General features: G+C 63.7%; 11 protein-coding genes. 8 read left to right on the forward strand and 3 right to left on the reverse strand.

The features are described from left to right. Nucleotides 1-120: 120 nt before the first annotated feature. Nucleotides 121-2,010, reverse strand: coding sequence for a type VI secretion system Vgr family protein (locus tag DPV74_RS33490; RefSeq protein WP_240440060.1), 1,890 nt, complete (start codon nt 2,008-2,010; stop codon nt 121-123). A gap of 133 nt (nt 2,011-2,143) precedes the next feature. Here DPV74_RS33490 and tssF point away from each other — a divergent pair, with 133 nt between their 5' ends. After that, on the forward strand, nt 2,144-4,021 hold the full coding sequence (tssF, locus tag DPV74_RS33495; RefSeq protein WP_119338741.1) for a type VI secretion system baseplate subunit TssF: 1,878 nt from the start codon (nt 2,144-2,146) through the stop codon (nt 4,019-4,021). On the opposite strand, the gene DPV74_RS33500 is transcribed toward tssF, so the two are convergent. Together DPV74_RS33500 and DPV74_RS33505 are read right to left on the reverse strand one after the other, a co-directional pair. Continuing rightward, nucleotides 4,022-4,594, reverse strand: coding sequence for a hypothetical protein (locus DPV74_RS33500; RefSeq protein ID WP_059696857.1), 573 nt, complete (start codon nt 4,592-4,594; stop codon nt 4,022-4,024). 18 nt (nt 4,595-4,612) lie between these two features. Beyond that, complete coding sequence (locus DPV74_RS33505; RefSeq protein ID WP_059696859.1) at nt 4,613-4,990, reverse strand: DUF3592 domain-containing protein; 378 nt, start codon at nt 4,988-4,990, stop codon at nt 4,613-4,615. 562 nt (nt 4,991-5,552) lie between these two features. On the opposite strand from DPV74_RS33505, the gene DPV74_RS33510 reads away from it, so the two are divergent. The 7 genes from DPV74_RS33510 to DPV74_RS33540 form a co-directional block, all read left to right on the forward strand. Then, nucleotides 5,553-6,704 (forward strand): acyl-CoA dehydrogenase family protein, encoded by a 1,152-nt coding sequence (locus DPV74_RS33510; protein ID WP_119338742.1) that lies wholly within the window; start codon nt 5,553-5,555, stop codon nt 6,702-6,704. 38 nt (nt 6,705-6,742) lie between these two features. Next, entirely contained in the window at nt 6,743-7,147 is a 405-nt protein-coding gene (locus DPV74_RS33515; RefSeq protein WP_042974961.1) for a thioesterase family protein, read from the forward strand. 23 nt (nt 7,148-7,170) lie between these two features. Next, complete coding sequence (locus DPV74_RS33520; protein WP_119338743.1) at nt 7,171-8,160, forward strand: nitronate monooxygenase family protein; 990 nt, start codon at nt 7,171-7,173, stop codon at nt 8,158-8,160. Between the two features lie 40 nt (nt 8,161-8,200). Continuing rightward, nucleotides 8,201-9,337, forward strand: a complete 1,137-nt coding sequence (gene pheA / locus DPV74_RS33525; protein WP_119338744.1) for a prephenate dehydratase — start codon at nt 8,201-8,203, stop codon at nt 9,335-9,337. Then, complete coding sequence (locus tag DPV74_RS33530; protein WP_119338745.1) at nt 9,334-10,014, forward strand: hypothetical protein; 681 nt, start codon at nt 9,334-9,336, stop codon at nt 10,012-10,014. The genes pheA and DPV74_RS33530 overlap by 4 nt, the downstream gene beginning before the upstream one ends. Then, on the forward strand, nt 10,011-10,526 hold the full coding sequence (locus tag DPV74_RS33535; protein ID WP_374709007.1) for a shikimate kinase: 516 nt from the start codon (nt 10,011-10,013) through the stop codon (nt 10,524-10,526). The genes DPV74_RS33530 and DPV74_RS33535 overlap by 4 nt, the downstream gene beginning before the upstream one ends. 162 nt (nt 10,527-10,688) lie before the next feature. Further along, nucleotides 10,689-11,460, forward strand: a 772-nt coding sequence (locus DPV74_RS33540; RefSeq protein ID WP_162923206.1) for a TolC family protein, incomplete at its 3' end; no start/stop codon positions are given.

Genomic DNA, 11,460 nt, shown 5'->3' on the forward strand with positions numbered 1-11,460 from the left:
CACCGGCTCGTCCCGGCTCTCGACCTCGCGCAAGATCCGGATGATCTGCTCGTCGGTAAATCGCTTCTTCATCGAGTTCTCCTTGCCTCTAGGATAAAAGAGAACTCACTTGCCAGATGGCTACAAGAAACGTCTCAGGTCAACGGTATAACCGGCGCCGATTGTCAGCGCCTTGGCCATTCCGATCGTCTCGGCCGAAGCAAGTGCGATCAGGAGATTTTGCCAACCCTCGATCGTTTCGTTACGGTTGCCGCCAACCGTCAGTGTCTCGTTGCTGCCAACGCGTTCGGTACGATCCACGCCGATCGTGATGGTCTCATTGTTGTCGACCGTCTCGGTTCGGTCATGGCCGACGTGCACCGTCTCATCGTGATCGATGTTCTTCTTTCGATCGTTTCCTACCCAATGCGACTCGTCGTGCTCGACCTCGAGGCGCTGATCTTTCTCAGCGTGCAACCAGACTTCCTCCGAACCCTTCTTGTCCTCGAAGCGGATGGCGTTGGCCGTGTTGACGGTGCCTGTTTTGGTCGAGCGCGTGAGAATCCCGCTCTGTGTAGCATTCGCAGGCAATCCCCATGGAGGCAGGTTGGCGGAGTTATAGACGCTCGAGATGATCAGGGGTCTATCCGGATTACCGTCGAGGAAAATTACGACCACCTCGTCACCTATCCGCGGGATCTGGATCATCCCAAATCCGCGACCGGCCCACGGTTGCCCGACACGTACCCAGCATGAACTGCCTTGATCGCGCTTGCCCAGCCGATCCCAATGGAATTGCACCTTCACGCGGCCCAGGTTGTCCGTGTAAATTTCTTCCCCTTCGGGACCGACGACGACGGCCGTTTGCGGACCGATGATCGATGGGCGCTCGATCGTGAACGCCGGCCGATACGGAATCTTCTTGCGGATGCAGGTGAAACTGCACTGGTAGTTCGCTGCGCCTTCTCCGGCCTGATAGTTGTTCGTTCCGCTGTGGGTGATCGTCGTCAGCAGAAACTGTCGATCCTCCTGTTTGGCATTGCTGTGGTCATAGTGATCGTCGAGTTCGAAGTATTGGCATGGTGTCAGCCGCCGGCTCGTGCTCGTTCCGATGAAGACTTTGCTGTGTGCCGCAAGCGCCTGCGTTCTGAAGCGCGTCAACGCTTCTCCGCGATCGCTGTCCGCAAACCCATGTTCGCCCAGGTAGTCGTAGACTTCGTACGACGGCACTTCACCTTGATTGACTTCGGTTCCGCCCGAGACAAACCGGCGGGCGTGCGGTGCTTTGTAATCAAACGTCTTCAGCCCGACACTGTTGGATTCCAGTTGCCGGCTCGCCTGGAACGACGTAACGACCGCCAGATTGTCGAGCGCCTCGCCTTTTGTGTATTGCAGCTGCGGACTGCGGCCGCTAATCGGCTTCGCGCTAATCGAGTTGTCCGAGATGACTAGCTTGTGACCGTCTTTCGCGTGCTCGAAGAAGAAGAACAGGCCATCTTCTTGCATGAGGCGCTCGACAAATTCCAAGTCGGTTTCACGGTACTGCGTGCAGTAGCTGCGATTCTTCGTCGCCTTAGACAACCGGAACTCGAACGACGCAATCTTTCCGTAGTCCCGAAAGACTTTTGAAAGAATTGCTTCGGTATTCTCTTCCTGAAAAATCCGGATGTCGCGACTGCGCGAGAGCATCCAAAGCCATGGCACGAGTGTCGCGCTGTAGATGGTGAAGCTACCGTCGTGATCGAGGTGGGTGAAGTTGGCTATGTAGCCGTGGAAATACCGTTCTTCCGAGCTCGCCAGCGCATCGGTAAGCTGTAACGTAATCGTCACCGGCTGACCGATCAACTTCTTCAGTTCAATGTTCGAGTCTTGAGAGGCGAGCCGAACGTGGAACTCAAAGTTCTGAGATAAGCCTTCGGTACCGTGAAAATCGACAAGCACCAAGTCAGATCGGCCCTTCATAGGCGTCTGGATGGTGAACAGCCGATTGCTCTGTAGCCCAAAAAAACTTGGAATATCTGACAGTTGCATGGCGCCCTCAGAACCCTGCATCGGAGTGGCAGGATATTATTCGTCGGTGGATTTTAAACTGCCAGACGCCGAAAAGATCAAGTTTTGCGTTTCTTGCACCTCATATATGGGGACGGATTTGTAGGGAAGGTGAATGGATAACCTGTTGCCCCACTACGAATACGAGGTCGGTTTACTGCTCCGTGGCGCTTCGGAATTTGCGCGACGCTATCCGAAGATCGGCGCCCGACTCGGGATTGCAAACGGGCACGGCGATCTGCATGTCGACCGGATGATCCAGACGTTTGCATTGCTGGCCGCGCGTGTCGATGCAAAGCTCGAGGACGCCTATCCGGAATTCACCGAATCGCTGCTGGAGGTGCTGTACCCGCAGTATCTGCGCACCGTGCCTTCGTGCGCGATCGCGCAGTTTGATCCTACAGATCTCTTCGGTCAGTTGACAACGCCGTTCACGATGCCACGTGGCACGCTGCTTGATGCCAACGCGGCGCCGTACCGGTTTCAAACTATCTATGACGTCACGTTATCCCCGTTACGAGTTCACTCGGTACGCTATGCCCCGGCTACGCTTGTCCCTGCGGCTGTCCGACTCCCACCCAAGGTCACTGGCATACTTTCGATCGCGCTCGCCAGCGCGACAGCGATGGAGATCTTCGATGAGGCAATTCCGTTCGGTACAGTTCGTGTTCACCTGTCCGGTGATCGACCGCGCGTTGCTGCACTCACCGATGCTATGCTGCTACGTGCTGGCGCCGCATTTGTTGAGGTCGATCAGAGCGGCCGGTGGGCGGAATTATCTAGGATACCGATCGAATCGGTAGGTTTTGGCGAGAATGAATGCCTATTGCCGAAAGAATCGACCACTACATCGGATGCGTACCAAACGCTCATCGAGTCCTTCGCGTTCCCCGAAAAATTCGACTTTGTTGACATCGATCTAGGACGAATGCGGCGGGCCGCACGCACGCCAGCGGCAAAGCGGCTGACGTTGCATCTCGCAATCCTCGACACACCAGCCGAATCCGCCGCAGCACAGGCACTGACCGAACTCGAGGCCTCATCCTTTCGGTTGTACTGCACACCGGTGGTCAATCTGTTCAAGCGAGACGCGATTCCGATCCAGTTGACAAGCTCTGATAGGGCATACCCCGTCACACCGGAGCCGCTGGAAACCGGCTCCCCGCTCGACGTGTACTCGATCGATGCCGTTCATTTAGGCGATCGCTTGCAGGCTGAACAAGAGAGGAACTCGCCGTCGACCAGTAGCCACGTACGAACGGAAGTATTGCCTTACCGGGCGTTCAGCCATGCTCGCTCCCCAGATCCCGCGATTGCATACTGGGCTGCGTTTCGCGATCCGTACGCAGCAACTGGAACAGCGCGCGCGCCACTGCTGCTATCACTCGTCGGACTGGAGGGCCATTCTGCTCAACTGAAACATCCGCAAGTCGACGTCGACGTCACGGCTACCAATGGAGATTTGCCCGCCCGGTTGCCGATCGGTGCACGCGACAGCGACCTGCTGCACGAGGGCGCGGCGTTAGCATGCCCCATTAGATTGCTTACGCGCCCGACCTTGCCGAGCACTCTGCCGCGCGGCCACGACGCATTGTGGCGGATCCTTGCGGGCATGTCGTTGCACCCGTTCGATCTGACGCGAACGGGGCTGAAGGCGTTTAAAGACTTTCTAAGACTGCACGCGCCGCGCGCGAGCATCATCGCGCAACGGAGCATCGATGCGATCGCCGACCTGGACCATCGCCCCGCGATCAGATGGATGTCGCCCGATGGCGCGTTCCCGTCGTTCGTCCGCGGGGTCGAGATTGTCGTCTCTCTCGATGAAACAGCGTTGCGCGACGTTACGTTGCACTTGTTCGCGCGAATGTTGGACAGGTTGTTTGCCCCGTATGCTGCGATGAACAGCTACGTCGAACTGGTTATTTGCTCCTCGCAGACGGGGCGCGAACTTCAACGCTGTCCGGCGCGAATCGGAACACGGCCGCTGATCTAGTTAATGCAGATAACCGACCAAAATGCCTGCGCCCCCGCCGGCTATCACGCCGACGGTTGTCCCGCCCATCACCAAGATGGCCCGCGCATGAGCAATTGCGTTCTCTGCTAACCACACCATTGCGGGGCTTGATAGCCCGAGCGCAAGCTGTGCGGGATTGATGCCGAGAAGCATGGCCGTGCCTGCTTTGCCGTATCCGACGCCGACGCCTCCGTCGAGATAGACCGTGGCCCCCTGAAAATCGGACTTGGAGAGTTCCTTGCCGTCAAACGCTGGCGCCATATATATCAAGCCGGCGCTGTCAAAGGACTTGAGAGAACCGGCTCCTCCGACCTCATGTCCAGCAATCTTTGGGATCTTGATCTCGGGGATTGAGAATCGTGGCAACTTGATCTTCGGGATTCGAAGCCCAACGCCATACCCGATCCCGATGCCGCCGTAGTAGAAATCGAACAGTTGGCCGCCAGGATCCGCCAAGACGATTGTGCCACCCGAAGCAACGGCTAGTTCGAGACTGACCCCACCTGTTGCGCCGGTTTTGTAAGTCCAGTCGCTATGTCTGAAAATTGACACGTGGCCCTCTCAAGTCGTTTATTTTCTGGATGGCAGGTTCATCAGCGAGAAGACAATGAAGCCGACGCCGAAGATCAGCGCCATCAACGTCCAATTCCAAACTGCGCCGAATCGATCGATCGTGGCGGATCGCAGAGGCGCGTCCTCCTGATACAGCACGGTCACCTTATCGCCGACTTTCATGCCGTAGATCATCCCTCCCTGCGGATAGGAGACACGCTGGCCTGCTTTGGTGACAAATTCGACCTGGGGATGGCTCCCGCCTGCATTCAGGCTGACAACTTCTCCGGGTACGGCAATCGCCGTCTGGAGAAATTCATGAGTCGACCACGCGACGAAGGCCGCGATTATGAGAAAACCGATCCCCATCACAATGCCTAGGATAGCCTTGACCATGAGCCCTCTCGATTTCTTTCATTCGACACGCGGAGTTTGACCGCAGCCTGTCTGCGCTGGATTTTAGCCCATCGCCGGCTATCAAATCGGCGCCGGCGGTTTAGTCAACCTCATGACGCCGCTTTCGACGCGTCTTGTCTGTAGTCGTGATGCTGATGAAATAGCAGCGAGCGCACCAGTGGCCACGCCGGATGGAATTGGGCGTAGCTAGCCCACGATGGCCCCTTGCGCACTCCCACTCCAGCTTTGTCGCACTATTCACGTAGCTTGTGGAGACACACATTCCTCCGCGCTCGGCCGCGATCGTACGCATCAGGTCGATACCAAATCGCTTCGCCTCATGCTGGCACTCCGTGCACCATGCTCCACGAAAGATCCGCGCACCTAACATTTCCCATTCGTGACCGGCCTTACATCGAAACCGATAGTTCGCCTTGCTTCCTTCATAAATTTGGGAAACGCACCGTCATCGCCGATGAGCGATTGCGAAAAATGACAGTTTCTCCGTCCCGGGGTTTTGGATAGATTGGCCGTACCGCATCCGCATCGCCTCAGGGACACCATGAACTTCGAAGCCACCCCCGATCAACGCGCTGCCGCCGCCACCTATCGCGCCGTCGCGCTGCGTCACTTCGCGCCGGCGCCGCGCCGCGGTTTCGACTGGGCAACCTGGCGCGCGCTGTCCGAAGCAGGTCTGTGGCGCACGCTCGTCGCCGGCCGCGATGCAGGCGCGGACGCGTCGTTTAACGTGTTCATCGCCGCGTTCGAGGCGATCGTGACCGCGACGAGATCCGTCGGCTTCGCGATGGCGCTGGCGAATCAGGCGACCGTGATACGCGCGCTGCTGCTCCACGGCACACCGGCGCAGCGCGACCGCCTCCTGCCGGCCCTGACGTCCGGCGCGGTGGCCGCGACCGCCATTTCCGAAAGAGGCACCGGCACCGAAATCCGTGCACTGCAGAGCCGCGTCACGCTGGACGGCCAGGATTGCCGCCTCGACGGTCACAAGTACAACATCAGCCACGCCCCGGACGCGGCACTGATCCTCGTCGCCGCGAGCGCCACGCACGACGGTCGCCCCGGTACGGCGCTGGTTCTTCTCGATCCGCAACGCGCCGGCGTGACGCGCACCGCGCCCCAGGAAACCCTGGGCGTCACCGATCTGCCGATCGGCGACATGACGTTCGTCGGTGTTCCCGTCGGCACGGACGATTTGCTTTGCACTCCCAAGGACGGATTGCGCGTGCTGATGGACATCGCGTCGATGAACCGCGCGTTGTTCGGCCTGCTGTGCGCGGACGTGGTCGGGCCGTTCCTCGACGACGCACTCGCGTACGTCGGCGAACGCGGCGCGCTCGGCGTGACGCTCGACAAGCATCAGCATGTCCAGCGGCGGCTCGTCGACATTCATGTCGGTGCGGAGCGCTCGCGCTGGATGGCACTCGCCGCACTCGACCAGTTGAGGGCGGGCGACCCGTCCGCGCTCGCCAGTTGCTCGATTGCGAAACTGGGCGGCGCCCGCGACCTGACCCTGGCCGCGCTGCACCTGCTCGCGATCTACGGCAGCGACGGCTATCGCCGCGGCCCGCTCGCGACCTTCGTTGCCGACGCACTCGCCATGGGAACCGCGGGCGGCACCGAAGAGATGCACGCGCGCAACATCTTCAGCCAGATGCAGCGACGCGCGACCGCCTCGCATATGCACGCGGCCTGAGTGCTCATTTTTCGTTTCTCATCCCGAAGGAGTCTGCCTTGACCATCCAGCCCGGCCTCCGTGCCCGTGCCACGCACCGTGTCGATACGATTTCGCTTGCAGATCAATGGGGCGGTGAAGCGCACGCCCTTGCCAGCCCGATCATGATCATCTTCATCGAGCAGACCTGCATGCAGGCAACCGATCACCTGCTCGGCGCCGACCTGATGACGGTCGGCTACAACTTCGAGATCAAGCATCTCGCTCCGACGCCGCCCGACTGGGAAGTCACGGTCGACGCCGAGCTGATCTCCGTGGAAGGCCGGATGATGACCTACAAGGTGTCGGTTCGCGATGCGGCCGGCGTCGTCGGCGAAGGCATCCATACCCGCTGCGCGGTCGGTCGCGACAGTTTTCACGAGCGGCTTGCCGAGCGCCGCGACCGCGCACCGGTCGCGCAATGAGCACTACTGGAGGAGACACCCCGATGCGCTCGACGCCGCTGCACGATTTGCGCCTGCCGCTGATCGCATCGCCGATGCTGATCGCCAGCTACCCCGAGATGGTGCTGGCGCAGTGCAAGAGCGGGATCGTCGGCGCCTTTCCCGCGCTCAATGCGCGACCGAGCGCGCAGCTCGGCGACTGGATCGATCGCATCGACGAGGAACTGGCCGCGTACCGTACCGCCCGTCCGGATGCGTGCGTGGGGCCGTACGCGGTCAATCACATCTGCCATCAGACCAACACGCGGCTCGAAGCGGACTTGCGGATCTGCATCGACCGGCGCACGCCGATCCTGATCACGAGCCTGCGCGCGCCGCCGCGCGAGATCGTCGAAGCCGTGCATGCCTACGGCGGTGTCGTGCTGCACGACGTCACGACCGTGCGACACGCGGAAAAAGCGCTCGAGGCCGGTGTCGACGGCCTGATCCTGGTCGCGGCCGGAGCGGGCGGCCATGCCGGCACGCTGTCCCCGTTCGCGCTGGTGTCGGAGGTGCGCCGCATTCATGACGGCTTCATCGCGTTGTCCGGCGCGATCGCCACCGGCGCGGCCATCGCGGCGGCGCTTGCACTGGGTGCCGACTGCGCGTACATGGGCACCCGCTTCCTCGCGTCTCACGAAGCCAACGTGGCGCAGCGCTACAAGGACACGATCGTCGAGGCCACGGCCGCCGACATCGTCTATACCGACGCGTTCAGCGGCGTGCACGGCAACTATCTGCGCCAGAGCATCGAGGCCGCGGGCATGGACGTCCGCAACCTGCCCCGCAGCGAGCACGCACACCTCGATTTCTCGCCCGAATCCGGCGCGCGGCAGTGGCGCGACATCTGGGGCGCCGGCCAGGGCGTGGGTTCGATGGACACGGTGCTGAGCGTCGAGCAGATCGTCGCGCAGCTCGAGATCGAGTACGGCGTCGCACTCGAACGCGTGCGTCACGAGTCCGCCCGCATCGGCCGGCACGCCCCCGCGCACTGACCGGGCACCCGCTTTCTTTCGCTACCTCCACGGTACCGTCATGACCCTCACCGCCACCGACTTGCCCGCTCTCGATCCGGTCGCGCTGCAACGCGCGCAGATCGATGCCATCGACCAGGAACTGCTCGCGCTGATCGCGCGCAGGATGCAGCACGCCGCCGCGATCGGCCAGTTCAAGGCGCTCGACGGCCGGACGATCCGCCAGCCGGCCCGGGAAACGGAAATCGTCGCGGGGCTGTGCGCCCGGCCGCACGGGCTGCTGCAGGCGCGCCACGTCGCAGCGATCTGGCACACGCTGTTCCGCGTCAGCCGCGAGTTGCAGCGGGTGCCGTCGGTCGCGTTCCTCGGCCCGCCCGGCACCTTTACCGAGACCGCGATGCAACGCTACTTCGGCGCCCCGATCCGTCCACATGCGTGCGACACGCTCGAAGCGACATTCGCCGCACTGGCGGCCGCGAACGTCGACCATGCGGTGGTGCCGATCGAGAATTCGACCGAAGGCACCGTCACGCGCGCGATCGACCTGCTGGCCGACGCGACCGCCCCGGTGGTCGGCGAGATCGTGCTGCCGGTCGCGCACTGCCTGCTGAGCGCATCCGGCACGCTCGAAGGCGTCGACTGCGTGCTCGGCCATCAGCAGGCGCTGGCACAGTGCCGTGCATGGCTCGATGCGCATGCGCCGCAATTGCGCCGCGTGCCTGTCGCGAGCAACGCCGCGGCCGCCCGCGAAGCAGCGAGCATGACGGATTGCGCGGCGATCGCCGGCGAACGGGCGGCCGACCAGTACGGACTGCGTATCGTGGCGAACGCGATCCAGGACGAGCCCGGCAATCGCACGCGCTTTCTCGTCCTCGGCGGGCCGCCGGCAGAGCCGACAGGCCACGACCGCACCAGTCTTCTGCTGCAGCTCGACGATACGATCGGCGCGCTCGCAGGCGTGTTCGATGCATTGGCGCGCCACCGGATCTCGGTGCTGTGGCTCGACGCGCGTCCCGGCCGCGCCGCCGGATGGGCGTACCGCTTCTTCGTCGACATCGACGGCCACCAGGACGACGCGCATGTCCGTGCCGCCCTCGGCGACATCAGGACGATCGCCGCCGACCTGCGAATCCTCGGTTCCTACCCGCGCGCGCCGATCGTCGATGCCGGCGCCGTTGCCGAGCCGAGCGCGACATGAGTGCCGCGTCCGCCGATACCGCCGTCGCGCGCCGGGTGCGGGCCATCTGCGACGGCCACGACGATCGCCTGCTGGTCCTGCTCGGGGTCGTGCCGCCGTCGCTGCGTCGCGACACCGGCGCTTGGTTGCGTGCATTGCGCGCGGACTACGAGGACGAACTGGAATTGCTGACGCATGTGCAGCGCGTGGCCACGCCGGACGTCGACGACGACGCGCGGGCCGCGCTGCTTCGCCGGCTCGGCAGACTGCGGCTGCCGACGGCGTTGGTCGTCGATACGTCCGCGACGGCCTATGGCCGCTGGTGCACGCAGAACGGCGCCACCGCGCACGGCTGGCGGCTGCTGGAAACCGCGCGTGGCGCGGCGCCCGTCGGCGGCGTACTCGTGCCCTGGCGCGACTGCCTCGCGGCACCCGCGGCCTCGCGCCGCGTGCTCGCCGATTTCGGCCATGCGTGGGCCGGCATCGATACGAGCGTCGCCATGCTGACCGACGCGCTGCTTGCGAACGACGTGCAGGTCGGGGGCATCGCGCTGGGCGATCTGCTCGCGCAACCCGGCGCCGCGCCCGTATCGCCCGCAAGAATGACCGGCGTCCTGGACCGCCTCGCCAATACGGTGCGCCTGCGCCGTATCACGGCGGCGACGCGCCGGACGCATTCGCTGCGGAGCCGGCTGTGACGGCAGCGCACCATCCGCGCATCGCGTTGATCGGCATGCCCGGTGCGGGCAAGACGACGATCGGCGCGGCGCTTGCGGCGGCACTCGACCGCCCGTTCGCGGATTCCGACCGGGAGATGGAGCAGCGCTTCGGCGCCCCGCTTGCCATGCTGTTTCCGCTGCCGACGTTCCGCGCCCGCGAAGCCGGCGTCATCGATGCGCTGTCGCAACGCGACACGCTGATCCTCGCCACCGGCGGCGGCGCGGTGCTGCGCGACGACACCCGCGCGCGCCTCAAGGCGCGCTGCCACGTGATCTACCTGGTCAGCGACATCGACGCGCTGTACCGGCGCACCGGGCGCGATCCCGCGCGCCCGCTCCTTGACGTGCCCGATCCGCGCGCCGTGCTGGCCGAGTTGCAGCGGACGCGCGATCCGCTGTACCGGGCCTGCGCGCATCGCCTGCTCGACACGCGCGGCGCGTCGATCGACGAAATCGTCGCGGCGGCCCTCGCCGAATCCGCGTCCGCCTGACGGTCGCGCCCATGCGCGCGGCTTCCCCGCTCCCGGTTCCCTTCCCGCCCCGTCACGGGCGCTCCCCACTGCCATTTCTGACAGTTGCTCCTTGTTTGAGAATATCTAAAGATATATTTTTAGATAGTCTGAATTCGTCAACCGGACTCGTGGAAACCGATCATGTCCAAGTTTCTTGTCTCGACTCGAAGATGGGGTCCGATCGCTACGGCAGCCGTGACGGCGGCCGTCATGGCCGGTTGTGCCCCGTTCGGCCAGCAGCCGGACCAACAGAAGATCACCCCGGTCGAACAGCTCGACCCGGGCCTCGCCCTTCACGCGGCCAAGGGTCAGGCCGACGTGGACGCGCAATGGTGGCGCACCTTCGGCGATCCGCAGCTCGACCGCGTGCTGGCCGACGCGCTCGCGGGCGCGCCGTCGCTGAAGGCCCAGCGCGCCCGGGTCGACGAGGCGCTCGCGCAAGCCGACGTCAGCGCGGCGGATTCCCTGCCGCTGCTCGGCGCAGCGGTCAGCGCGACGCCGACGCGGCTGCCGCGCAGCTACACCACCCCGCCCCCCGCCGCAGGCCACTGGCAAGTCAACGCGCAGGCGCTGCTGAATGCGTCGTTCGATCTCGACGTTGCCGGGCGCCTGCGCGCACTGACCCGCGCCGCGACCCTGCGCGCCGGCGAGCAGCAGTCGCTCGAGCGCGCGGCAACCGTGTCGTTGCAGGCCGCGCTCGTCGAAACGTACCTGCAGCTCGCGCTCGAGCTGCAACTGCTCGACATCGCGAACGATACGCTGCGTCAGCACGATTACCTGCTGCGCCTCACCCGCCAGCGTGAAGCGGCGGGACTCGACATGCCGGTCGCGGTCGCGCGTGCCGGCGAGCCGCTGCCGCTCGCGCAGGCCGATGTCGAGCGGCAGCGCGCGGCCGTCGCGCTGCTGCGCCACC

It is taken from the genome of Burkholderia sp. HAN2018, from assembly GCF_024704855.1.
GTDB lineage: Bacteria > Pseudomonadota > Gammaproteobacteria > Burkholderiales > Burkholderiaceae > Burkholderia > Burkholderia cepacia.

Excerpts from the sequence above, each read along its gene's own strand:
- DPV74_RS33490 (WP_240440060.1), bottom strand. The coding sequence starts at position 2,010 with ATGCAACTGTCAGATATTCCAAGTTTTTTTGGGCTACAGAGCAATCGG.
- tssF (WP_119338741.1), top strand. The coding sequence starts at position 2,144 with ATGGATAACCTGTTGCCCCACTACGAATACGAGGTCGGTTTACTGCTC.
- DPV74_RS33505 (WP_059696859.1), bottom strand. The coding sequence starts at position 4,990 with ATGGTCAAGGCTATCCTAGGCATTGTGATGGGGATCGGTTTTCTCATA.
- DPV74_RS33510 (WP_119338742.1), top strand. The coding sequence starts at position 5,553 with ATGAACTTCGAAGCCACCCCCGATCAACGCGCTGCCGCCGCCACCTAT.
- DPV74_RS33520 (WP_119338743.1), top strand. The coding sequence starts at position 7,171 with ATGCGCTCGACGCCGCTGCACGATTTGCGCCTGCCGCTGATCGCATCG.
- pheA (WP_119338744.1), top strand. The coding sequence starts at position 8,201 with ATGACCCTCACCGCCACCGACTTGCCCGCTCTCGATCCGGTCGCGCTG.
- DPV74_RS33530 (WP_119338745.1), top strand. The coding sequence starts at position 9,334 with ATGAGTGCCGCGTCCGCCGATACCGCCGTCGCGCGCCGGGTGCGGGCC.